General features: G+C 47.0%; 20 protein-coding genes. 10 read left to right on the top strand and 10 right to left on the bottom strand.

Translation table 11 applies throughout. The annotated features are described in order from the left end of the window. Nucleotides 1-98: 98 nt before the first annotated feature. The gene (locus B0I27_RS13415) at nucleotides 99-2,003 is read left to right on the top strand and encodes a RecQ family ATP-dependent DNA helicase (protein ID WP_245925516.1); all 1,905 of its coding nucleotides are present in this window, start codon (nucleotides 99-101) and stop codon (nucleotides 2,001-2,003) included. Here the strand turns inward: B0I27_RS13415 and B0I27_RS13410 are convergent. The 5 genes from B0I27_RS13410 to trpD all read right to left on the bottom strand — a co-directional run bounded on the left by B0I27_RS13410 (nucleotide 2,000) and on the right by trpD (nucleotide 8,290). Continuing rightward, the gene (locus B0I27_RS13410; RefSeq protein WP_106294191.1) at nucleotides 2,000-4,555 is read right to left on the bottom strand and encodes a calcium-translocating P-type ATPase, PMCA-type; all 2,556 of its coding nucleotides are present in this window, start codon (nucleotides 4,553-4,555) and stop codon (nucleotides 2,000-2,002) included. The genes B0I27_RS13415 and B0I27_RS13410 overlap by 4 nt on opposite strands. Before the next feature lie 138 nt (nucleotides 4,556-4,693). After that, nucleotides 4,694-5,470, bottom strand: a complete 777-nt coding sequence (gene trpA / locus B0I27_RS13405; protein WP_106294189.1) for a tryptophan synthase subunit alpha — start codon at nucleotides 5,468-5,470, stop codon at nucleotides 4,694-4,696. Continuing rightward, nucleotides 5,470-6,651 (bottom strand): tryptophan synthase subunit beta, encoded by a 1,182-nt coding sequence (gene trpB / locus B0I27_RS13400; protein WP_181276782.1) that lies wholly within the window; start codon nucleotides 6,649-6,651, stop codon nucleotides 5,470-5,472. Before trpB ends, trpA begins: the two co-directional genes overlap by 1 nt. Before the next feature lie 5 nt (nucleotides 6,652-6,656). After that, entirely contained in the window at nucleotides 6,657-7,298 is a 642-nt protein-coding gene (locus B0I27_RS13395) for a phosphoribosylanthranilate isomerase (RefSeq protein WP_245925515.1), read from the bottom strand. After that, complete coding sequence (gene trpD / locus B0I27_RS13390) at nucleotides 7,298-8,290, bottom strand: anthranilate phosphoribosyltransferase (protein WP_106294185.1); 993 nt, start codon at nucleotides 8,288-8,290, stop codon at nucleotides 7,298-7,300. The genes B0I27_RS13395 and trpD overlap by 1 nt, the downstream gene beginning before the upstream one ends. A 503-nt stretch (nucleotides 8,291-8,793) precedes the next feature. On the opposite strand from trpD, the gene B0I27_RS13385 reads away from it, so the two are divergent. Next, entirely contained in the window at nucleotides 8,794-9,762 is a 969-nt protein-coding gene (locus tag B0I27_RS13385; protein ID WP_106294183.1) for a hypothetical protein, read from the top strand. A 206-nt stretch (nucleotides 9,763-9,968) separates the two neighbouring features. Beyond that, nucleotides 9,969-10,265, top strand: coding sequence for a nucleotidyltransferase family protein (locus B0I27_RS13380; protein ID WP_106294181.1), 297 nt, complete (start codon nucleotides 9,969-9,971; stop codon nucleotides 10,263-10,265). Nucleotides 10,266-10,338: 73 nt separating this feature from the next. On the opposite strand, the gene B0I27_RS13375 is transcribed toward B0I27_RS13380, so the two are convergent. Next, on the bottom strand, nucleotides 10,339-10,710 hold the full coding sequence (locus B0I27_RS13375) for a DUF1016 N-terminal domain-containing protein (protein WP_245925514.1): 372 nt from the start codon (nucleotides 10,708-10,710) through the stop codon (nucleotides 10,339-10,341). Between the two features lie 373 nt (nucleotides 10,711-11,083). Here B0I27_RS13375 and B0I27_RS13370 point away from each other — a divergent pair, with 373 nt between their 5' ends. The 3 genes from B0I27_RS13370 to B0I27_RS13360 all read left to right on the top strand — a co-directional run bounded on the left by B0I27_RS13370 (nucleotide 11,084) and on the right by B0I27_RS13360 (nucleotide 15,612). Then, on the top strand, nucleotides 11,084-13,567 hold the full coding sequence (locus tag B0I27_RS13370; RefSeq protein ID WP_106294179.1) for an SUMF1/EgtB/PvdO family nonheme iron enzyme: 2,484 nt from the start codon (nucleotides 11,084-11,086) through the stop codon (nucleotides 13,565-13,567). Nucleotides 13,568-13,588: 21 nt separating this feature from the next. After that, nucleotides 13,589-15,148, top strand: a complete 1,560-nt coding sequence (locus B0I27_RS13365; RefSeq protein ID WP_146133137.1) for an MGH1-like glycoside hydrolase domain-containing protein — start codon at nucleotides 13,589-13,591, stop codon at nucleotides 15,146-15,148. A 119-nt stretch (nucleotides 15,149-15,267) separates the two neighbouring features. Next, complete coding sequence (locus B0I27_RS13360) at nucleotides 15,268-15,612, top strand: hypothetical protein (protein ID WP_106294256.1); 345 nt, start codon at nucleotides 15,268-15,270, stop codon at nucleotides 15,610-15,612. 37 nt (nucleotides 15,613-15,649) lie between these two features. Here the strand turns inward: B0I27_RS13360 and B0I27_RS13355 are convergent, their stop codons facing one another. Then, entirely contained in the window at nucleotides 15,650-16,465 is an 816-nt protein-coding gene (locus B0I27_RS13355) for an SDR family oxidoreductase (protein WP_106294174.1), read from the bottom strand. A gap of 25 nt (nucleotides 16,466-16,490) precedes the next feature. Next, entirely contained in the window at nucleotides 16,491-17,096 is a 606-nt protein-coding gene (recR, locus tag B0I27_RS13350) for a recombination mediator RecR (RefSeq protein ID WP_106294171.1), read from the bottom strand. 72 nt (nucleotides 17,097-17,168) lie between these two features. Between recR and B0I27_RS13345 the strand changes: the two genes are divergently transcribed. From B0I27_RS13345 to B0I27_RS13330, 4 genes are all read left to right on the top strand, one after another. Continuing rightward, complete coding sequence (locus B0I27_RS13345) at nucleotides 17,169-17,873, top strand: LOG family protein (protein WP_106294169.1); 705 nt, start codon at nucleotides 17,169-17,171, stop codon at nucleotides 17,871-17,873. A 212-nt stretch (nucleotides 17,874-18,085) separates the two neighbouring features. Next, nucleotides 18,086-18,427, top strand: a complete 342-nt coding sequence (locus tag B0I27_RS13340; protein ID WP_106294167.1) for an RNA recognition motif domain-containing protein — start codon at nucleotides 18,086-18,088, stop codon at nucleotides 18,425-18,427. 92 nt (nucleotides 18,428-18,519) lie between these two features. After that, on the top strand, nucleotides 18,520-19,887 hold the full coding sequence (locus tag B0I27_RS13335; protein ID WP_106294165.1) for an exonuclease domain-containing protein: 1,368 nt from the start codon (nucleotides 18,520-18,522) through the stop codon (nucleotides 19,885-19,887). A gap of 9 nt (nucleotides 19,888-19,896) precedes the next feature. Continuing rightward, a complete protein-coding gene (locus tag B0I27_RS13330; RefSeq protein ID WP_106294163.1) occupies nucleotides 19,897-22,380 on the top strand; it encodes a hybrid sensor histidine kinase/response regulator in 2,484 nt (827 codons plus the stop codon). Here the strand turns inward: B0I27_RS13330 and B0I27_RS13325 are convergent. After that, complete coding sequence (locus B0I27_RS13325) at nucleotides 22,368-23,699, bottom strand: sigma-54-dependent transcriptional regulator (protein WP_106294161.1); 1,332 nt, start codon at nucleotides 23,697-23,699, stop codon at nucleotides 22,368-22,370. The genes B0I27_RS13330 and B0I27_RS13325 overlap by 13 nt on opposite strands. Nucleotides 23,700-23,831: 132 nt before the next feature. Beyond that, the gene (locus B0I27_RS13320; protein ID WP_106294159.1) at nucleotides 23,832-24,290 is read right to left on the bottom strand and encodes a ferritin-like domain-containing protein; all 459 of its coding nucleotides are present in this window, start codon (nucleotides 24,288-24,290) and stop codon (nucleotides 23,832-23,834) included. Nucleotides 24,291-24,315 lie beyond the last annotated feature (25 nt).

Raw genomic sequence — 24,315 nt, 5'->3', positions numbered from 1 at the left:
CTGTGCAAATATACGCTCTTATCCCACAAGGCAGGGATTGTCATTAAAGTTTGACCCCTGCCGATTGCCGTGTTCATATCAACGCACAAAAAATATGTATGTTTGAAGCCATGACCATATACGAGGCACTTAAGGCATACTGGAACTTTGACTCCTTCAGGCCCCTGCAGGAAGACATCATCCGATCCGTGTTAGAAGGAAGGGATACGCTTGCCCTTATGCCGACGGGAGGAGGGAAGTCCGTCTGTTTCCAGGTCCCGGCGCTCGTACAGCCCGGAATTTGCATCGTCGTATCGCCGCTGATAGCCCTGATGAAGGACCAGGTAGAAGCGCTCAAGGATAAGGGAATCGAAGCTGTCTCCCTCGTCTCCGGAATGTCCAAACGTGAAGTGGATATTCTTCTCGACAATTGCGTGTACGGCAATATCAAGTTTCTCTACGTCTCTCCCGAACGCCTGCTGTCGTCCCTTGTCCGCGAGCGGATCAGCTATATGAAAGTGAACCTGATCGCTATCGACGAGGCACATTGCATTTCCCAGTGGGGTTATGATTTCAGACCTCCCTACCTGCAGCTGGCCGAGCTGCGACAACTTCAGCCGAAGGTGCCCATCCTGGCCCTTACAGCCACTGCCACCGTGCGCGTCATTGCCGATATTCAGGAAAAGCTGGCCTTCAAAGCCACTAACGTGCTCTCTAAAAGTTTTAGTCGTGCAAACTTGAGCTATGTCGTTTCGCAGGAAGAAAATAAGGTTCGGAAGTTGCTTTCCGTCGCCCATAATGTTCAGGGAACAGGTATTGTTTACGTCAGAAACCGACGGGAAACTCAGGAGATCTCCCGGCTCCTCAACAGCGCCGGTATAAAGGCCGATTTCTATCATGCGGGACTTGATACTCCGCAGAGAACTCAAAAGCAGCTCGCCTGGATGAAAGGACAGCTGCGCGTCATCGTTGCCACCAACGCTTTCGGAATGGGTATCGATAAACCAGACGTTCGCTTTGTTGTGCACATGGATGTTCCCGAGAGTCTCGAAGCCTACTACCAGGAAGCAGGACGCGGAGGACGCGACGAGAAGAAGGCCTATGCCGTTCTGCTTTATAATCCCGGCGACCGCGAGTTGCTCGAAAAAAGGCTGGAACTTAAATTTCCGCCAGTACAGGAGATCCGGCACGTGTACCAATGTCTGGGTAACTATTATCAGGTCGCTCACTGTGCGGGTGAAGGGCTGATCCTTGATTTTGACATCGGCGATTTCTGCTCCCGCTTCAAACTCGACGCCGTAAAGACCATCAACGCCCTGAAGTTTCTCGAGCATGACGGCTATCTGATGCTCAGCGAGAGCGTTTATCTGCCTGCCAGAGTACAGATAGAAGTATCTTCAGAGGAGCTTTACCGCTTCCAGATCGAAAATGCGTTCTATGACTCCTTCATTAAAGTCATGTTACGTTCCTACGGCGGGATGTTTGAGACGTACACGGCTATTCAGGAATTCGAGATCGCCAAAAAGACCGGCAAAAGCCTCGATGAAGTGGTGTCTATGCTCAACAAGCTTCAGGATTACAAACTATTGAGTTACCTGCCACAAACAGATAAGCCTCAGCTGCAATATTTAAGAGCACGAATGGAAGCCGGAAGCATGTTCCTGGATACCAGATACATGAAAGAGCGTAAGGAAACCATGACCGCGCAAATCCATGCGATGCTGCATTACGCGGAAACGAAAACATGCAGAAGCGTGACGCTCCTTCGCTACTTTAATGAGCCCAACGCCGAGAAGTGCGGTACCTGCGATGTCTGCCTGGAAGAAAAAAGAAATGCCGCTACTGCAGGCCTGAACGAACAGATTACCTATGAACTGGTCGATACCCTCTCCGGTCATCACCTCAACCTCGAGGAGCTGATCAGCGCCTTGCATTCAGGCACCGAAAAGGAGCGCGTCGCCGTCCTGCGTAACCTGTTGGACGCCGGGAAGATAAAAACCGACGGAGAAAAATACTATATCTAAGTCCGCTTAGGCCTTGTCAGGTATTTGATCAGCTCTATCGCAATTGCCGAGGCTGCCGTAATGCTCATGATGATTTCAAAGGCTTTCAGATCCAAAGGCTTCGTTTTGAAAATAAAATCGATTGCCGGTACATAGATGATCAGCAGCTGCAACACCACGGTAAGCGCAATCGCTCCCCACATCCCTGCATTAGAGAAAATTGATTTGGAAAACATACTGCTGCCTGATGACCGAACAGAAAGCGCATTCACTAGCTGAGTGAAACAAAGCACGGTGAATACCATCGTTTGCTGAGTAGCGGTATCATAGCCGTGACTGATGGCATAGTACTGCGTAAACAGTGCTGCCGCGGCCAATACAATTCCCGTTGCCAGGATCTTTTTAACCAGTCCACCCGCAAACAGGTTTTCCTGTGGCGGCCGGGGAGGGCGGTTCATAATATCTTTCTCCGCAGGCTCCGCCGCAAGTGCAAGGCCGGGAAGCCCGTCCGTTACCAGGTTTATCCACAAGATATGGATGGGAAGGAGCGGAATCGGGAAACCCAGAAAAGGCGCCAGAAAGATCACCAGGATCTCCCCCAGATTGCAGGAGAGCACATACAGAACAAACTTTCTGATGTTGTCGTAAATCCTCCGGCCTTCCTTGACCGCCTTCACTATCGTGGCGAAGTTATCGTCAAGAAGGATCATGTCCGAAGCTTCCTTCGTAACATCGGTGCCCGTGATCCCCATCGCTACGCCTATATTCGCCTGCTTCAGCGAAGGCGCGTCATTCACACCATCACCCGTCATGGCCACAAACTCACCATTCGCCTGCAGCGCTTTCACAATGTTCAGCTTCTGTTCCGGAGACACCCGGGCGAAGACCGCAATATCTTTAATGTCGCGCCTCAGTTCCTCTTCAGACATTTGCGAAAGTTCAACGCCGGTTCTGCTTGCGGCATTGCCCTCGCTGACAATGTTTAGCCGTGAAGCAATCGCCAGAGCGGTTAATGGCTGGTCGCCCGTGATCATAACCGACCTGATTCCCGCCGTCTGGCATTCCCGTACGGCGTCAATCACCTCCTCTCTTGGTGGATCGATCATCGCAACCATACCCAGAAAATCGAGTTCGCTTTCCAGTTTCTCCTGAAGTTCCGGCTTCTCATCAAATTTCCGGTAAGCAAAAAACAACACCCTCAAGCCCTCTGCAGCCCATTCCCGGTTAAGGTCCAGCCATTCATCCTTCTGCGAGTCATACTGGTTGCTGAGCACCTCGGCGACTTTTGCCGGAGCGCCTTTCACAAACAGGATCCATTTCCCATCATGCTCATGCAGCGTGCTCATGCGCATACGCACAGAATCAAAAGGAGTCTTTCCAACCAGGGGATACCGCCCTTCGGAATCTTCCCTGGTATTGCCACGTTCGTTCGCATAGCTAACCAGGGCTGTTTCAGTCGAGTCGCCGAGCAGTTCGCCCTCAGCAGAATAGCGTACCTCATTGTTCAGTATCATCGCATGGAGCAGCAAATCTTCCTGCTCATCGACTGCCTGAAACATCTCCACTGTCATCACGTTCTGTGTCAGCGTCCCGGTTTTGTCACTGCAGATATAGGTTACAGAACCCAGCGTCTCCACCGCCGGCAGCATCCGCACCAGCGCATTCTGTTTTACCATCCTGCGCGCACCACCAGCTAAGCCTATGGTAATGACCGCCGGAAGCGCCTCCGGGAGTGCAGCAACAGCAAGTGACAAGGCCGTCAGGAACATCGCAAATGCAGGCTCACCGCGCCAGAGGCCAAAACCGAAGACAATCAGACAAATCACCACCACGATAACCGCAAGCTGTTTGCTGAAAACCGCAAGTCTTTTCTGCAGCGGAGTCTGCTGGTCTTTTACCTCCAGCAATCCCGCTATCTTGCCTATCTCCGTATCCATTCCGGTGCCTGTTATCACAACCTTCCCCGTTCCGTTGCTAACGGTTGTACCCTTGAATACCATATTGTGCTGGTCGCCCGGAAGAAGGTCATCCTCGGAGATACTTTCGGTGATCTTCTCGACCGAATGACTTTCCCCCGTAAGGGCAGCTTCCTCGGTTTTGAGCGAGCTCGACTCCAGAAGCCTGCCATCAGCCGGTACAATGTCACCCGCTTCCAGTAAGATAATGTCACCGGGGACAACTTCTGAAGCTTCCAGTTCGGTTGGATGACCGTCGCGCAAAACCAGGGCCGACTGGGCCGACATTTTCTGCAGCATACGAACCGACTCTTCGGCGTTATATTCCTGCGTATACCCGATCCAGGCATTTCCGATGATGATAGCCAGAATCACATAAGCGTCGGTATGTTCGCCAACCAGGAACGATATAACAGCCGCAACGATCAGGATGATGATCATTACATCTTTAAACTGGGATAGAAGTATGCTGAGTTTGCTTTTTTGCTGAGCTTCCTTAAGGGTGTTTTTGCCAAACTTTTCCTGAAGAGCAGGAATGGAGGAGTTGCTAAGGCCGGAGCTGCCGGTATGGAGTTCTTTTAAGACCTCTTCTTTGCTGAGCTGATACCAAACTTTCATGAACGATGTTTAATGACTAACTGTCAAAAAGTTAATCAATAAAGCGTCGATTTGTTTTGGAGGATCTGCGAAATTTGGCTTCAGTATATCAAGCGGTTTTACAAGGGTTATTTGCCCGTGTAAAACCGCTTGGATTTATCAGGCAGGGTTCTTCAGTGACTGAATGAATGCCGGGATTTTTTCCTGGTAATTTTCTGTGGCAAGGAGCTTTACAAACGCTGTCCCAACAATTGCACCGTGAGCGTACTCACTCGCTTTGCTAAAGCTCGCATGATCCGAGATACCGAAGCCAACAATGGCCGGATTCTTCAGGTTCATATTTTTGATCCTGCTGAAGTATTCATCTGTCTTTAAAGACAGATCGAGGTTCTTGCCCGTTGTTGAAGCAGATGACAGTAAGTAAATAAACCCATTGGTCAGCTCATCAATATGGCGAATCCGCTCGTCAGAAGTTTGCGGGGTTATCAGGAAGACGTTGCTCAAGTTATGCTTCTTAAAGCAGTCCTGATAAAGCTCTTCGTATTCATACATCGGCAGATCGGGGATGATCATTCCGTCAACACCCACCTCGGAGCAGGCTTCACAGAAACGCTCGACCCCGTATTGTAACACCGGGTTAAAATAACCCATCAGAAACACCGGAATGCTTACCCGCTTGCGCAGATCTTTAAGCTGCTCCAGCAATACCTTAATGGTCATTCCGTTACTGATGGAAGTTAACGAACTGTTTTGAATCACCGGGCCGTCTGCCAGAGGATCTGAGTAGGGGATACCTATCTCGAGGAAGTCAGCTCCCGCCTTTTCCAAAGCCTCAGCAATATCAAGCGTGTCATTTAAGGCAGGATAACCCGCCGTGAAATATATAGATAGTACCGATTTGTTCTTTTGTTCAAAAAGCTTGTTTATTCTATTCATTATAGTCCGAAATAGGTCATATATGTACTCAGATCCTTGTCGCCTCTGCCCGACAGGCAAACCACAACCGTCTCATCGCCTTTAAATTCCATTTTAGAAAGGTAGGCCAGCGCATGCGAGCTTTCGATAGCCGGAATAATGCCTTCCAGCTTAGCCAGTTCCAAACCAGCCTGCATAGCCTCATCATCCGTGATGCTCACATAAAGCGCACGCTTAGACGTGTGAAGGTGAGCATGCTGAGGCCCGATACCCGGATAATCCAGGCCGGCAGAAATCGAGTAAGGCTCAACTACTTGTCCGTCTTCTGTCTGCATCACGATAGAGCGGCTTCCGTGAAGCACCCCTTCTTTTCCAAGCAAAGTCGTTGCAGCAGACTCACCGGTGTTAACTCCCTTTCCGGCAGCTTCTATAGCGATCAGCTTGGCGTGCTCATCGTCCAGAAAATGGTAGAACATCCCCATCGCATTGCTGCCTCCGCCTACGCAGGCCAGAACGTAATCCGGACTCGATGTTCCCGTCTTCTCCAGCAGCTGCCATTTCGTTTCTTCGGAGATGATCGACTGAAAACGAGCCACCATATCCGGGTAAGGATGAGGACCTACCACAGATCCGATGATATAGTGCGTATCCGTAGGATTGTTGATCCAGTCGCGCAAAGCCTCATTCGTAGCATCTTTCAATGTCTGGCTTCCCGAAGTTGCCGGGATCACCGTAGCACCCATCATCTTCATACGTGCCACGTTAGGAGCCTGACGCTCGATGTCGACCGCACCCATGTAAACGATGCACTCCAGACCTTTCAGCGCACATACCGTAGCCGTCGCCACACCATGCTGGCCCGCCCCGGTTTCAGCAATGATACGCTTTTTACCCAGGCGTTCCGCCAAAAGGATCTGACCTACCGTATTATTGATCTTATGGGCACCGGTATGGTTCAGGTCTTCGCGTTTCAGGTATATTTTCGCACCGTATTTAGCCGACAGACGCTCTGCCAGATAAAGCGGAGAAGGGCGTCCTACATAGTCTTTCAACAACTGCAGATATTCCTCCTGAAATTTAGGGTCCTGAATATATTCCAGATATTTTTCTCTCAGTTCCTTGACATTCGGATACAGCATTTCGGGGATGTAAGCTCCGCCAAATACGCCGTAATAACCTTTTTCATTTACTTGATAGCTCATAATGTCTATTTAAATATCGCTTCTAATTTTTTGTAGTCCTTCATTCCGGGGGATATTTCAAACCGGCTGTTCACATCTATAGCATATAAACGGCTGTCGTCGATCTGCCGTATTTCATCCAGATGTTGAATATCGATCCCCCCGCTTAAGAAGAACGGTTTGGTCGTTTTGTTTTGCTGCAGAAGTTTCCAGTCGAATAACTTTCCCGATCCGCCATGTGCCGGGGTTTTGGTGTCAAAAAGGAAATAGTCTACGCTGTCGGTGTATTCGTCGAGTGTCTTGAAGTCAAAATGCTCGTCTACTCCGAAAGCTTTAATTGTTTCGACATTCAGAAGGCCTATCTCCCTGCAAAAGGCAGGCGATTCGGCTCCATGCAGCTGCACAGCATCCAAGCCCATTTTGTCGACCCAGTATTTGATCTGTTCAGCTACCTCATTTACAAACACCCCCGTCTTTTTGATGCCGGCCGGAAGATTCCGCAAGATTTGAGGATCAACCTCAGCAGCGTACCTTGCCGATGGCGCGTAAAAGATGAAGCCCAGGTAATCCGGCGACAAAGAAGCCACCTCCGGGATGTTGTGAGCATCTTTCATTCCGCAGACTTTAATCTTAAACGGACGAGCAGCTATGTTGTCGCTTTCCGCCATTAGTTCAGGCTAATTAAAGTATTAAAGCTTTTGAGTGCCTTTTTAGACAGGAGCGCTTCCTCCGCTTCGTAGAAACTGTCGGCAAACGACTTCTCCGGACAGATGGTTTTAATAGCAAGAGCAGCGTTCGCCAACACCACATTGTTTTGTTCCCTCGTGCCACGACCGTTAATCACTTCTGTGAATATTTTTGCTGAGTCTTCAACCGTGCTTCCGCCACCGATGGCAGCAGCATCAATCTTCTCAAACCCGATCTTTTCGAGCGTATATATTTGTTCACCACTGTTGCTGAAGGTCTTAAAACTGCCGGTCAGCGAGATCTCATCATATCCGTCAAGGGCATGAATGATGGTATATTGTTTATCCGATTTCTGGTACAGGTATGCATAAAGACGAGCTATTTCCAGGCTAAATACACCTACCACCTGATAAGCCGGATTCGCCGGATTAACCATGGGTCCCAGCATATTGAAGAACGTTTTCACGCCCAACTCCTTGCGGATAGGGGCCACATTCTTCATTGCCGAATGGAAAAGGGGCGCATGGAGGAAACAGATGCCTGCCTGTTCTACGCTTTTTTGCAGGAAAGACGGGTCATTGCTGAATTTGCAACCCAGGTACTCCATGACGTTGGACGACCCACAGCCTGAAGATACTCCATAATTGCCGTGTTTGGCGACTTGATAACCAGCTCCCGCCACGACGAAAGATGCCAGTGTCGAGATGTTGAAGGTATCTTTACCATCACCACCGGTGCCACAGAGGTCAACCAGTTTGTATTGCCCCAGCTGGGGATCCAGGCAGAGGTCGAGCATCGCATCTCTGAAGCCTTGCAGCTCCTCGACAGTCATGCTTCTCATACAATACGCCGTCATAAAGGCAGCCATTTGTGATGAATTATATTTCCCTGTGGTGATATTGGTAAGAATTTCTTTGGCCTCCCGGGAATTAAACGTTTTGTGCTCGAATAAGCGGTTGAGTATCTGTTTCATTTATTGTCTTTTCTGTCCCCCGGCAGGACAAAAAAAAGGTTGCCTGCCGGGCAACCCTGTTTATTTTCTTTTTATAAAAATATACATATACAGTTTGCCCTTACGATTGACCGATTTGCCACCACCAAAGCTTATGTATAGTATTTGTCTTCATACCTGTATTACAAATATGGTAAAATGTTTCAGATATAAAAAGATGGTAGGGCAATTTATTTCGGACCTTGTTAGGTGGCGGTTTTTAACCACGGTTGTATTCGGGCGATAATGTGCAGACTTTGTGCCGTGATAAGTCCGACCTGATGAACTTAAGGTCGGACTTATCACTGGCTTTCATCAGTACATATAGCTCTTCATATAAAGAAGTACTAAGCTCAGCCTAAGCGAGGCTTGACTGCTTTTGAGGTACGTTTTTTTAAAAATTCCATAAAATTTTGTCGATTTTGGCAAAAAAATCGTCACAGGTTTTCTGCCGCGCTACCTTGTTCTCTAAATCAAACAAGGTTATGGCAAAAGTAGACAAGAAAGGAATCGTTCGCGGCAAGGCAGGTTCCGTCATCTATCGCGGCTACCGCGAATTGAACATCATCCAGGGGAAACCCCGCAAATTCGAACAGACCAGCGCAAGCATCCAGGCCTCCACCGAGTTCGGTCTTTCCAGTACCACGGCGGCAGTGATAAGGCAGGCCTTTGAGCCGGCCTATGTGCACCGGGATGGCGAGGCGGTCAGCCGCAGCACACAGCTGGTGTACCGGGGTCTTCGCAATAGCTTACGCGGAAGCGTTGGTCAGCGCGACTTGCATGATGCGGACCTGGAGAGCCTCATCGGGATGGACTTCAATATGAAGAGCCGGCTGAGCGAAGTACTGCAGGTCAGTCAGCGGGTAGAGCGGGATGAAGAGGGTCGCCTAAGCGTTTTCATGGGAGCTTTGAACGCCAAAACCGACCTGAGGGTACCGCTAAGCATCAGTAAACCGGTGAGTAAATACAAGATCCGTTTCAGCCTGATCGGCTTCAATTTCAGGAAGGAGTACTATGAATATCTGGAAGTGAAAGATGTGGAGTTTCGTTGGCAGGCTCAGCTGGAGGCCCGGGAAATCCGCTTTGAAACCCTGCCGGAACCCGATCAGCTGCTGATGCTCAGTGTGTCGCTGCTGGCTTATAGCGAAACCCGGATGGAAGAAGGCTATGTATTGCTAAACAGCAAGGAGTTCAGTCCATGTTCGATTATCGCTGCTTTCCACGCGGAAGAACCGGGAGAATATCCTGCGGGTCCGGTGAATATGACACTCACAGAGGCGCAGGAACTAAGGGGAGAGTCTATATGCAACATGTGTTACGAAGGTAACAGGCTGCTACGGGATCAGGAACGAAGAATGGGGGTAAATGCTAAAGTGCCGGAAAGAGGGGTTAAACAGCGTGTTGATAAAGCAGTCATACCAATAGGGAAGCGGGTTCTGTTTTCATCGCGTTGATCGCTACGATCTGCGGCAAATCTGCAACAACCTGTTGCAGATTAAGAAGTATTGAGACAATAAAAGTCAACAGGCTCTTGACTTTTTGAAAAACGAAGGTAAAGTAATAAGTCAACAGCCTGTTGAGGGGTAGAAGGGGAGGCCCTTTTAATTGTTTGTTCCTTTAGCTAACTTTGTAACGCATACAGTTGTAATTGAAAATAATTATGTCGTATACAAAGAACGAAATTATAGCTATTCTGAAAGAACACAAATCGGCTTTGTATGCCAAATATCCGCTATCGGAACTCGGCCTTTTCGGCTCTTTTGCGCGAGGAGATAACAATGAGAATAGCGATATTGACATTCTTGTCGATTTCAAAGGCAGGATAGATGGGTTTGACTACATCCGCCTGGCTCAGGAGTTTGAGGACCTTTTCAATCATAAAATTGATATGGTTTCGCGAAGAGGAATAAAACCAAGTTATTTACCGTACGTAGAGCGTTCCCTGATATATGTCTGAACGAAATAGGATTTTGCGGCATGTTTAAGCTCAAATATATGCTTTAATAGGCTCAAATTTACCTTAAATGAGCTCATAAAAGAACACCTTTGATCTCATTCTCTTGAGTAAGATCATTTGTGCCTTTGATGATTTCCTTCGCATCTGATGGCTGCTTTTCATTTCGGGCAACAGACAATACACTCGCCCGATCATTGCTCATCAGTGGACGTTCCCATAAGCTACTGTGAATTTGCCGCTCTAGCTGCCGGGTAGTCCAATTATTCTTGATGGCCTCAGCAATATAAAAATCTCTTTGATCTTGACTATCAAGGCGTATAAGCATTTGGTAGTGTGTCCAGCCCAATTGCGAACGCACTGGGTTCGCAATTGTGAATGTTCTGTAAAATTGGCGAAAGAGTTCTATCTGACGTTTAGAAAAACTGCTTCCATACTCAGGTTCCAACTGTTCGGATAGAAATTCCGTTAGATATTTACCATAATCGGCACGGTCTTTCCTTGCGGTTCTTCTTCAAAAATACGCTGCCCGATCTGCCAATACATCATGTGGTCTACTGAACGAATAGCTTTTTCTTAGCGGTAGCAATGATAGCCTTGATGTCTGTTATTACAGATTGACTTACAAGCATGTGTCCTGGATTTAAGTTGGCCAAATTGCAAAAAGCCGTGCAACGGTAGAGGCTGTTTGAAAGTACCCACGTGTAACATAATAGTTTCGGTCTTGTCGCTTTGAAAAATGTTCTTAGCTTTGAATGTAAACGATTACAAAGAATTATTCCTCTTACACCATTACCATTAACCAACTAACACTTAATTAAATGAACCCATTACTAGGTTATGCCTCTTTGATGCTACTGGCTCTACAGACCTCCGTTAGTCTGAATGCTCAAACTACAGAGCAGAAGAATCAGGCTACTAAATCCACTAAGAATAAATCCCGCGTTGTTTCTAACAGCCTTGGAATGAAAATGGTGTCTGTTCAGCCCGGCACGTTTAAAATGGGTGCTATCAACACGAAATTTGATCTCGGGAAGAAAACGGATTATTCGAAAGATGCGCCGTATTATGACGAGCTTCCTGTTCATCAGGTTTCCATTAACTATCCTTTTTATATCTCGGAAACGGAGGTTACGGTGGAGCAGTTTCGTCAGTTCAGAAAGGAATATAAAGACAGGGGATTGTTCAATCCTTATGTTTCGGGGATAAGCTGGAATGAGGCGACGGCTTTTTGTGAATGGTTAAGTAAAAAAGAGGGAAAACCCTACCGCTTGCCAACAGAGGCAGAATGGGAGTTTGTTTGTCGTAGCGGCAGTCAGACCGTTTTCTGGTCTGGTGATCAGGTTCCGGCAAACGATACCAATCCCTGGGGAATCAAGAACATGCATTCTGGGGTAGCGGAGTGGTGTTATGACTGGCATGGTGATTATCCGGAATCTCCTCAAATGAACCCTGTTGGTTATGATAAGGGATTCTCAAAGGTGATAAGAGGTGGCGCTGCTCATACGAGTGAACTGGAAGGCACTTCTGTGGAGTTTCATCCGGAAAAGGACGCTGTTTACTACCGTGCATCGAATAGGGCATCTATGCAACCGGATTGCCCGGCTGCGGGGAGCACAGGCTTGAGTCCGCATTTTGTCGGATTCCGCGTGGTGCAGGCTGCGTTGCCTAAGAGTAAACCGCTGATCTACACAGCTAGCTTCCCTCTTCAGGGTGTTAAGCAAAGCACTGCGTTAGCCGGCAAGGGACCGGATATGTCTAAACCGTATTTTAAGGCGCGGCAGGTGGTTGCGAGTCCTCCTGATTTGACTATGCCAGTGGATATCAGGGCAAGCGGACTTCATCATGCTATACAGGGGAAAGTTCACAGCAGTGGGTTTGTGGCTTGTCCGAACGGCGACGTCTTGCTTATTGGATTTTCATCATCTCGCTTGAAAAGTGAAGCCGCCACTAACACGAGTATGGTTGTTACACGACTACGTAATGGCGCCGAGCAGTGGGATATGACGGAGTTGTTTTATGATAGAGCAACCTTGAATGACCAGGCTGCTTTACTCTGGAATGATAACGGAACGTTGTGGTTCTTCGGCGGTGGCCGGGGTTTAGGCGATCTTCCCTTCGTGTTTGCGACGTCAAAGGATAACGGCGTTACCTGGAGTGAGTTGAAGACACCTCTTATTAAAGGAGAGGTGGGGACATTTACTGCTCAACCTATCAACAGTGCTTTCCGGGGACCTGATGGTACTATCTATTTTGGTAGCGATGGCGTAGAAGCGGAATCGTTCTTATGGGCTAGTTCAGATAATGGAAAGACCTGGTATGACACACGGGGAAGGACCAGTGGAAGGCACTCCACATTTGTTCTTTTGAAAGACAATCGGATTTTATCGATGGGCGGGAAGAACTCGGATATTGACGGCTATATGCCTAAGAACTATTCCTCGGATAACGGAAAGACCTGGACTGAAGGCGTCAAGACTCCTTTTGCTGCCCTGGGAAGTAATCAGCGCCCTTCGATTATGCGATTGAAGAGCGGCAGGCTGTTTTTTACAGGCGATTATCAGGACATCAGAATGATGAAAACTCCTCCGCCGGCAGCTATTGAAGAGCGCGGATCGTATGTGGCTTTATCTGATGATGAGGGGCAGACCTGGAAGATCAAGAATCTCGTGATGGCGCCTGAGCACAACGATTGGCGTGGAGTAGTGAAAGGTGGAACGAAGCCTCAGCACGGTTTTGGGACTGTAGGGTATTCTGCCATTACACAATCGGAGAATGGTGTTATTCATTTGATGACTTCCAAAGGAAAGCCGTCTATGCATTTTGCACTGAACGAAGCCTGGATCCTTTCAGATTATACCGCAGAAGTCAATCACCTGCCGGGCCAGAGAACCGGGGAGATTCAAACGATTACTGAGAAATATCCGAATGGAAAAACCAGAATCACCTCCGGTGGCTGGCTGGGCAAAACTGGCTTTGTGTTGCATGGTAAGGAGTCCTGGTTCTACGAAGATGGCACTAAGCAATATGAAGCGACGTTCCATAATGGAGCGATCAAAGGCACTGAAAGCTACTGGGATCGCAACGGAAAAATAAAATGGACACTTGAGCACACGCCTTTCGGAACGGATGTATGGACCAACTACTGGTCTAACGGAAAGAAAAGAACAGAGTCTGTATGGTGGGGCTTATCTGCGCACGGTCCGGCAACGGAATGGGATGTTGAGGGTAAGATTGTACGGGAGTTGATGTTCGATAAGGGCAAAAGAACATCCGTGGAAACGAAATCAGAGATAGATGAATAAGTGAAATATAAAAGTTATAGAATGAATTTAAAAATATCAGTTGCCATTGTTGTTTTCTGTTCGTGTTTTGTTCAGCGTTTATTTGCTCAAAAGAGTTATGTGCTTAACACGGAAAAGCTAAACAAATATGTTAAGAGCTTTAACGCCGAGGATAAGGAAGGTGTTAAGAACTTTGTTCCTAATGCGGAGTCTTTTGAATGGTTGTCCCGCAATATTCCTTTGTTTGATTGTCCGGATTCGGCCATTCAAAAGGTGTATTATTTCCGTTGGTGGGCTTACCGGAAGCACCTGAAGAAAACGGAGGACGGTTATGTGTTTACGGAGTTTATTACACCCGCCAACCACGCCGGAAAGCATAATACTATAAGCAGCGGACTAGGCCATCATATCAACGAGGGGCGCTGGTTGCTAAATCCCGCCTATATGGAGGATTATATATCGTTTTGGTTTTATGTAGATCCGGTGCATACTAAATCGCGGTTTCATGCTTTCAGTAGCTGGATAGATGATGCTGTCTACAATCGCTACCTCGTTAATCAGGATAAGTCATTTATTCAGAAACTCCTGCCTGATCTTCACAAGGACTATATCCGCTGGGAGCAAGCGAAGCAACTGCCCAATCAAATGTTCTGGCAATATGACGTGAGGGATGCTATGGAGGAGTCGATTAGTGGTGGACGCAAGGTGAAGAATATAAGACCTACCATCAATAGCTATATGTATGGGAATGCAAAGGCGCTGGTTGCTATGTCGGCTATAGCAAAGAACGATACTTTGAAAAAAATCTACAATAAGAAAGCTACGGAATTGGAGAAACTTGTGCACGAACAGCTATGGGACGATGATGCCAAGTTCTTTAAGGTTCAGTACGAAAAGGGAGGTTTCTGTGATGCGCGGGAAGCGATCGGCTTTATTCCATGGTATTTTAACTTGCCACGCGATGAAGCGAAATATGCTGAGCAGTGGAATCAGCTGATTGATACCGCCGGATTTGATGCTCCATGGGGACTTACGACTGCTGAAAGACGCCACCCGCTTTTCCGTACTCATGGAACCGGTAGTAGCTGCGAGTGGGACGGAGCGATATGGCCTTATGCCACAACTCAAACGTTGAAGGGTCTATCCAATTTGCTGAACAACTATAAGCATCATGGTAGGATGACTAAGCAAGTGTTTTATGATCAGTTTCGCAAATATGCTATGTCTCATAAGTTTCCATCTCTGGGCGGAAAGATCTATCTGGGCGAGTATCAGGATGAGAAGACAGGGGAATGGTTAAAAGGCGATGATCCTCGCAGCGAATTTTACAATCACTCGGGATTTGCTGATCTGGTGATCAATGACCTGGTTGGCCTGAAACCAAGGGCTGATAATGTTGTGGAGATTAGTCCGCTAATTCCTGCCGGTCAATGGGATTGGTTCTGTCTGGATAAGGTATCATATCATGGTAAGATCCTGACTATATTATGGGACAAGACCGGAACCAAATATGGGAAAGGCAAGGGATTGAGAATCTATGCTGACGGAAAGGAAATTGGGAGAAGCCGCGATCTTAAGAAGACGACTGCGAAGCTGATTTAGTGAGCTTCATTTGAGAAGTTTGACGCTCAAAACGCTGATAGGTTGTAAGATTTCTTTTTGTAACTTTGAGTCAGGAGCTTCAAAGACAGGAGCGAGATCAACTAACTGAAAGGCATGTCATGAATATCAAACAAGAATCATTGGCACCTGACTATTTACCGGTTCCATGGGAATACCGGGAGATAGTTGAGGAACGAATTAACGACGGCAGGACTGGAAAGATCATCTATTTCTGTCGGCAGGGACTTTGTGAACGGCAGGGTACGATCGTAGATATGAAGGATCTTCCGGGGGAAGGGTTATATCTTTTTCTTGATAGCGGTGTTCGGATCAGGATCGACCGTATCATTACGTTGTTCGGTCAACCCGGAGCAGCTTATGATGAGTATAACGCTTATGCCGACGCTTGTATGGACTGTACAGGGGGTTACGATAAAGAGGAGCTTAAGGGTTATAGTATCTGATCTGGATTCGACAGATCAGTACGATAACCCTTAAGTTTTATTTGATCAGGGCGTTCTTCTCTTTGGTGAAAAGCTCGTACACCTTTTTATCAACCCAAGCGGGTATGAGCTTATTCATTAGGACGGCAAGTTTGCCCTGGCCCGTCATGATTAGTGTCCGTTTACGTTTAATTACGCCATCGACGATCGTTCTGGCTACTTCTTCTGCACTCATCATTTTTCCTTCATCCATACTGGTTTCGCCATGCTGCTCGCCGTCTTTAGACAGTGCAGTGTTGCGGATATTGGATGCCGTGAAGCCTGGAGCTGCGATCATAACGTGTAGTCCGGTTTTCAGGTTCTCTACTCTCAGAGCCTCCAGGAATCCATTCATGGCGAACTTGGAGGCTGAATATCCGGTGCGGCCGGGTAGTCCGCGGTATCCTGCAATGGACGAGATACCTACAACAGAGCCTTTCGATTTCAGCAGTTCGGGCAATGCATATTTCGTGCAGTAGACGGTCCCCCAGAAATTAACGTCCATTAGATTACGAATGACGACCAGGTCGAGATCCTTGAAAAGTGCCCGCATGCTTATTCCGGCATTATTGATCAGGATGTCGATGCGTCCGAAGGTGAGCAAAGCCTGGTCGCTGAGGTGTTTGCAGTCAGCTTCAATCGATACGTCGCATTGGACGGCGACAGCTTTAACGCCGTATTGTTGTTCTATTTCGCTAGCGATTTTGCAAAGGTCGACATACTTGCGGGCTCCCAGTACGAGGTTAGCGCCCTGTCGCGCGAATTCTTCTGCACAGGATTTGCCGATGCCGGAAGAGGCGCCTGTGATAATAACCGTTTTATTTTTCAGGTTCAAGGTGTTCTGCTTTAATGGATGATTATTAAACTCCGTAAGGTACCCGGGTAGCGATGGATCGTGCAAGCGTAATTTCATCTGCGTACTCAATTTCTCCACCGAAGGCTATTCCGCGGGCAATGGTACTTACTTTGATAGGGAAGTCCTTTAACTTTTTGTAAATATAAAAAATGGTGGTGTCGCCTTCCATAGTGGCACTAAGCGCCAGGATCACTTCCTGAACCGTACCTTCCCGTACCCGGTCAACCAGTGCCCCGATGTTTAGCTGCGAAGGGCCTATGCCATCCATGGGGGATATTAATCCGCCCAGCACGTGGTACACACCATTATATTGATTCGTGTTTTCAATGGCCATGACATCGCGGGTATCCTCGACGAGACAGATCAGCGACTTGTCGCGCTTCGGCGCCTGACATACTGAACAAGTATCGGCATCTGAGATGTTACCACATATTTTACAATACTGTATTTCTTTTTTCAGCTTTAGGATCGATTCACTAAAACGATTCACGTCGTCTGCTTGTTGGTTGAGCAAATGAAGAACGAGCCTGAGCGCAGTTTTTTGACCTATGCCGGGAAGCTTTGAAAATTCGTTAACCGCATTTTCGAGCAGACGTGATGAGAAATTCATGTTGCTAAGTTACGGATGGAGTTGAAATATTAAGAATGCGTGTATATTTAGGTTTTAATATGTACTAAGAAGATGATTGGAGACGACAAAATAAGGAACGCTTTTGAAAATAAGAACTGGCAGGAAATAAAGGTTACAGACTCCTGGCAGATATTTAAGATAATGGCAGAGTTTGTAGACGGCTTCGAGAAGCTGGCTAAAATTGGGCCCTGTGTATCTATCTTTGGATCGGCCAGGACGCCACAGGGAAGCAAATACTATAAGCTGGCAGAAGACACTGCCCGCCTGCTAACCGAGAGCGGATACGGTGTTATCTCGGGCGGAGGGCCTGGTATCATGGAAGCAGCTAATAAGGGTGCCTATGAGGCTGGTGGTAAGTCTGTGGGTTTGAATATAGAACTTCCGTTTGAGCAATTTCATAATAAATACATAGACCGGGATAAGCTTCTGGAATTTGATTATTTCTTCGTGCGTAAGGTCATGTTTATGAAATACTCTCAGGGATATATCGTTTTGCCCGGTGGGTTTGGAACAATGGACGAACTGTTTGAGGCTATAACACTGATCCAGACCGGCAAGATAGCACGCTTTCCTATCGTTCTGGTTGGGAAAGATTATTGGGAACCCTTGATGGACTGGGTCAAGAATCAAATGCTGGAAGAAAAAAATATCAGCGCAGATGACTTAAATCTGTACCGACTGGTGGATACCGCAGAAGAAGCAGCAGAACACATCGTCAGATTCTATGAAAAATATGTTCTCAAACCGAACTTTTAGCGAAATTTTGACTAGCGTAAGGGATTGCTATTGTGCATATTGTCACTAATTATCGCATTTTTTTGTGTTTTTAAAAAAAAATTCTTTTCACTGAAATTCTTCCTATATTGTAACAGAATTTAAACATATCTGAAGAACAATAAATTATCAAAAATACCTCCAGCTTTAAATAACTATTTACCTATACCGGTTAACTCAAATACTTAATTACGATGAAAATTTTTGTTGCTAGTCTGCCCTTTAAATTGGAAGAAAACGATATCAGGGAGACTTTTGAAGAATACGGCGAAGTATCTTCAGTAAAACTTGTTCTGGACAAAGAGACAGGAAGAAAGAAAGGCTTTGGATTTGTTGAAATGCCCGATGATGAGCAGGCGAAAAAAGCCATTGAAGATTTAAATGGATTGGAAATCTTTGGACGAGCGATCGCAGTGACACAGGCTGAAGAGAAACCAAATGGTGGACGCAGACCTGGTGGCTTTGGCGGAGACCGTGGCGGTTCATTCAGCAAAGGTGGCTACCAGAAAGGTGGACGCGACGCCGGATCCTACTAAAAATATTTTTTTAACAGTTTATGCGCCTTGCATAAACTGTTAATTGATGATTTGCCATTCACTAAATATGTTAGTATTTAGTATTTTTGTGCATGTACGCGATTGTGGATATTGAGACGACGGGGGGGCATGCTTCAGCAAATGGCATTACAGACATAGCCATTGTCGTGTATGATGGCCATACAATATTTAAAAGGTTTCATTCTCTTGTGAATCCAGGGGTTCCAATACCCTACTTTATTCAGACGCTGACGGGAATAAGCAATGAAATGGTGCAGGAAGCTCCGCCTTTTCATGTGATCGCGCCAGAAGTTTATGAAATCCTCAGCGCTAATATCTTCGTTGCGCATAACGTCAATTTCGATTATTCTTTTATAAAATACCATCTATCCCGTGCCGGGTATGATCTCCAGTGCAAAAAGCTCTGTACGATCCGCCTTGGAAGGAAAATTTTTCCGGGAATGCCGTCCTACAGTCTTGGTAAACTTTGTCATAGCCTTCAGATTGCTGCGACGGACCGGCATAGAGCGTCTGGCGATGCGGAAGCGACCGCTGAGTTATTCCGGATGTTGCTGATGAATGATCAGGAAGGACATGTCGCTGGTTTTCTGAACGGGCGGACCAGTGAACAGCAGCTGCCTCCAAATTTACGTAAAGCCGATATTGATTCTTTGCCTAAGACGCCGGGAGTTTATTATTTCAAAGACAGTAAAGGAACCGTAATTTATGTGGGAAAGGCAGTGAATCTGAAGAAGCGAGTCTGGTCGCATTTTACCGGGAATAAATTTGGCAGGCAAAGACAGGAGTTTCTTAGAAATATTTTCTCGGTGAGCTACCGCGCCTGTGGTACGGAGCTGATGGCGCTGATTCTGGAAGCTTCGGAAATTAAGCGTCTCTGGCCTGCTAATAACCGGGCTATGAAGCGTTATGAGCCTGCTTTCGGTCTTTATGCTTATGAGGATCAGCTGGGATACCTGCGCCTGGTTATTGATAAGAAACGCAAAAATTCTGCGCCTTTGTACAGCTTTAATAGAGTATCGGAAGGTTACAGTTTATTGCAAAAGCTGATCCATCAGTTTGAGCTTTGTCCGCATCTGTGTTTTGTATCCCGTAAGGGAATATGTCCGGAGCTTGCGGAGGATGCAGCTTGTCGCGGAGCCTGCCGTGGAGCTGAACCTTCATCAGATTACAATTTGCGTGCTAAAGGGGCCATCAGCGAGATCAAAGTCATGCTTCCTTCTTTCCTTCTGGTTGACAATGGTCGTACTGATGGGGAAAAGGGTGTCATCAGAATGAACGCGGGGCACCTTCATGGAATGGGTTACGTTTCCAGTGATATGGATCTTTCTGATGCGGACGCAGTCGCGCCTTTTTTGGAACTGTATCCTTCTAATGATTATATTCGAAATATCATCATGGACTACGCTGCGAAACATCCGGAGCGGGTAAACAGGAGTTAACATAAACGCATGAGCTATCTACGGCAAAGTTCCTTTACTAAATCGCTGAAGGGAAAGGTGATCATTGCCTTCCTGCTGGGCTTCGTGGCGCTGGTTCTTGCCTGGACGGTTAGTAAGGTAGCGTTCAGGGAAATGCTGACGACGGTACAATCTGTTTCTGCCCCGGATGAAAAGCTTCTTGTTGTCAATCAATTGTTTCGGGATATTACTAAGCTGGACCAGTTTCAGCGCAGTCAGAGTTTCCAAAATCCGGGATCATATAAGTCATTTTTCAAAGAGTCGGATTCTCTTCGCTCGAAAATGGACACGCTTAAGCGGTTGTATAGCGGAGATAAGCTGCAGATTGAACAGATCAATAAAATGAAGGACCTGTTGAAGAAACGCGACAGTCTTTTTACGACTTATCTGCGTGTAAGGGAGGGTCTGGTAAATGGGAAGGCTTTTTCTTCACAAATCAATTCGCTAACAGGATTGATCAGTCGCAGTTCCTCGGAGATGGATAGTACCATTGTGAAGACGGAGCAGACACATTCTACGACAACGATTCCTGCGCAGAAGGAGGAGAGGGACCGAGGCTTCTTTAACCGTCTGTTTGGCAAGAAAAAAGCGGACACTGCGGCGGCGGTTGTTCAGGAAGAGATTAACATTACCATCGATACGCTTGCCAGAGTAAATACGGACAGCGTTGTTCAGGAAATGGAGAATGCGGTAAAAACGCTCGCTCTCCGGCAGCGCCAGAGGAGTGACCTCTTTATCAGTCAGGAAATTGAGCTTGCTAATGCCGGAAACATCCTGATCAATCAGATCCTGGATGTTTTACAACAGGTGGAGAAGGACGTAATCAGCCAGGTCGAGCTGAGTAATCTGAGGGCTCAGGAAGTTGTGAATCACAGTGCGAACCGTATAGAGATGATCATGTTGATCTTTCTGTTCATCACAGCGGTTTTTGCTTACATGATCCTGACCGATATAGGGAAAAGTAACCGCTATCGGCAGGAACTGGAGTTGGCCAGAGATGAAGCGGAATACCATGGTCAGGCGAAGCAGCGGTTTTTGTCGAGCATGAGTCATGAGATCAGGACGCCACTGCAATCCATCATCGGCTATGCGGAGCAACTTCAGGATCAGGAAAAAGTTGACAAAAAGAACCTTAAAGCGATATACAATTCGGCCATTCACTTGCTTCATATAGTCAATGAGGTGCTTGATTACAGCAGGATAGTATCCGGAAAATTCAAATTTCACCGGAGTATTTTCAATATCAGCGAGGTGATGGATGAAGTGGTGACGATCATAACGCCCCAGGCAGAGCGTAAGGGTTTGAACATACGGATGAATAATAGTATCATCGGATCAGATTTACTGATAGGAGATCCCTTCCGTCTCAAGCAAATCTTAATAAACGTGGTGGGTAATGCCGTGAAGTTTACTAGCCAGGGGGAGGTGACTTTGACAGTGACCAATCGGATTGTGAAGAGAAAGGCCTACCTTACCATCGAAGTGACGGATACCGGAATGGGCATCTCCGAAGAAGATATTAAACGGATTTTTACTGAATTTGAGCAGGCTGGTAACTATGTCCCTACTAATGAAAATGGAACAGGTTTGGGCTTGAGTATCGTGAAGACGCTGGTTGAAGGCCAGGGGGGAACAATTGATGTGAAGAGCGTACTGGGCGAGGGTACCAGCTTTACATTGAATCTGCGTTATACTGTTCCGAAAGAGAACAAAAAGCTTACAGAACAGCAGATTGGGAAGAGTGAGAATTTCAGAGGACTTGTTTGGCTGGTTGATGATGACCCTTTCATCCTGCAATTGTGTTGTAACTTACTGGACAAGCATCATGTTAGATATAAGGCTTTTAGTTTGCCATCTCAACTTTTGGAAGAGCCTATTGCGGAAGATCTGTCTCTTATTATGATGGATATCCGTATGCCGGAAATGAACGGTACGGAGCTATGCCGCCGTATGAGGCAGAGATTGTCTGATCATGTCAGGATCGTGGCTCTGACGGCACAGGCACTTCCGGAAGAGCGCGCTTCCATACTGGAGCAGGGATTTGATGCTCTTCTGATGAAACCATTCAGAGAAACTGACCTCACCGGATTGCTCAGAGGCCAGTTGTCGGCGGAAGTCGACACCACAGAACAAGCCCCTCAGGATGTTATTGATCTCTCTATGATTGAAAAGATGGCATTCGGTGATGAAGAAATGCTGAAGCAGATTCTGGAGCGCTTTTGCGAGGATAACCGTAAGGACGCGGGTATCATAACCGAAGCACTGAAGGCGCAGAACAGGGATGAGCTTACGCTCCTTCTCCACAGGCTGGCGGGAAGAACGTCTCAGCTTGGCGCGAGATCATTGGGTGCCGCATTCCGCGCAGAAGAACTGCTCTTGCACCAGGGTGAGCCAATTGACAGGACGCAGGAACAGCGGGTGCACAAGCTGTTGGAACAGCTGGAGTCGCTTACGCAGGAGATCTATTCGATCTGATACTTCTCCATTTTATTGTAAAGGGTAGTTCTGTCGATATTCAGCAGCTTAGCGGCCTGGGTTTTGTTGTAGCGAACTTTTCTGAGTGTTTCTTTTATCAGCTCTTTTTCATTGGCTTCATTCAACGCTTTGAGATCAGTGCCTGATGGTTTGGGAACCTGATTCAGTGAGGCGATCATTTCATCTGGTAGCGACTCAATGCCGGCTTCTTCGCCGCGTGTCAGGAGGACCATTCGCTTAATCACGTTCTTAAGTTCGCGGAGGTTACCGGGCCAGTCGTAGGTTTGAAAGATAGTTGCCACCTCTGTGGAAAGCGTCTTTACGTTTCTGTCGAGCTCTGCGTTTGCCAGATTGATAAAGTGGTATAAAAATACCTGAAGGTCGTGTTCACGATTTCGAAGTGCGGGCACATGAATTTTAAATTCGTTCAGCCTGTGATAGAGATCTTCCCGGAACTCTCCACGGGATACGCTGTTGAGAAGATCGTCGTTGGTAGCTGCAATGATGCGCACGTCGACTTTTATCTGCTTATTGCTTCCGATAGGCTGGATTACGCGTTCCTGAATAGCACGCAGCAATTGGATTTGCACTTCGTAGCTTAAGTTTCCGATCTCATCAAGAAAGAGCGTACCGCCGTCGGCAGCTTCGAACTGGCCTTTTTTGTCGAGCAAAGCGCCGGTAAAAGCACCCTTAACATGTCCGAATAATTCGCTTGCGGACAGTTCTCTGGATAGAGATCCGCAGTCAATGGCCACGAAGGGGCGCTCAGCCCTTTTGCTGGCTTTATGGATGGAGTTTGCAACGTACTCCTTTCCGGTGCCGCTTTCTCCCTGGATGATGACCGACATGTCTGTGGGCCCCACCAGTTCAATGTAATTTTGCAGCTTTTTGGATTCGAGACTGCTTCCTTGTATGAAGGTAGAGACTTCTGCTTTTTTCTGTATTTCGGGGGCGCTTTGCTTGCGGTTTAAAGCTTCGTTTAGCACCATCTCCAGCTCGTCTGGATTGACTGGCTTGGTAATGAAATCATATGCACCCGAGCGTATCGCCCGTACTGCGGTTCTCACATCATGGAAGCTGGTCATGATGATAGAGGGTATGTTCGGAGTTTTCTCGCGGGCGGTGCTCATGACCTCCAGGCCATTGCCGTCGGGAAGACGGTAGTCGAGCAGAAGAAGGTCATAAGTATTCTGCTCCAGTGATTTTAGGCCTGTTTTTAGTGTATGGCATATCTGGACGGTATGGCCTTTTTTTTTCAAAAAGTTTTCGAGAATGAGAGAGAATGTGGTATCGTCCTCCACTAATAGTATGTTTGCCATAATGTGAGCGTCGATTGATGTGCTGTTGGGCAAAAATAACAAAAGTGGGGGTTACTGCTATGAAATTGTTAATAAAAGGGCACAGAATGAGACATTCTGTACCCTTTTATCAGTCGAATCGGTAAAAGCAGATCAGGAAGAGTACTGGGTTTTAAGTGATTCGACATTTTTTATACAGTCAGAAATTCCATTGCGTTGTTCAGCGATGATTTCGATGATTTCGGGACTGATGCCCGTGTCTTGCAATTCTTTGTCGTAAGCTTCGAGCGCAGAGTGCTCTCCTGTCAGACATGCGCTCAAAATAGCTTTGTCGTCGTTCTTGGTAAATGCGGTCTTGATGTCCATCCAGACCCGGTGCAATGCACCAACCGGTCCTCCTGTTTCATTATCAGGGTCACCGCCCAGCTGATGTATGGCTTTCTTCAGCTGCATTTCATACTCGGCCCGCTGTATGGAATACATCGAAAAGAGTGTCTTCAGTTCAGGAGAGTCTGCATCTTCAGCTGCTGTTTTATAGCCTTCTTTACCGTCGTTACAGATCGACAGCAGATGTTTAAGGTTTGCTATTGATTTTTCATTTTGGTTTTCCATCGTATTATTTTGAGTCGTAAAGGTT

This window comes from Arcticibacter pallidicorallinus (genome assembly GCF_003002875.1).
Lineage (GTDB): Bacteria > Bacteroidota > Bacteroidia > Sphingobacteriales > Sphingobacteriaceae > Arcticibacter > Arcticibacter pallidicorallinus.
This window is presented reverse-complemented; position numbering and strand designations above follow the sequence as displayed.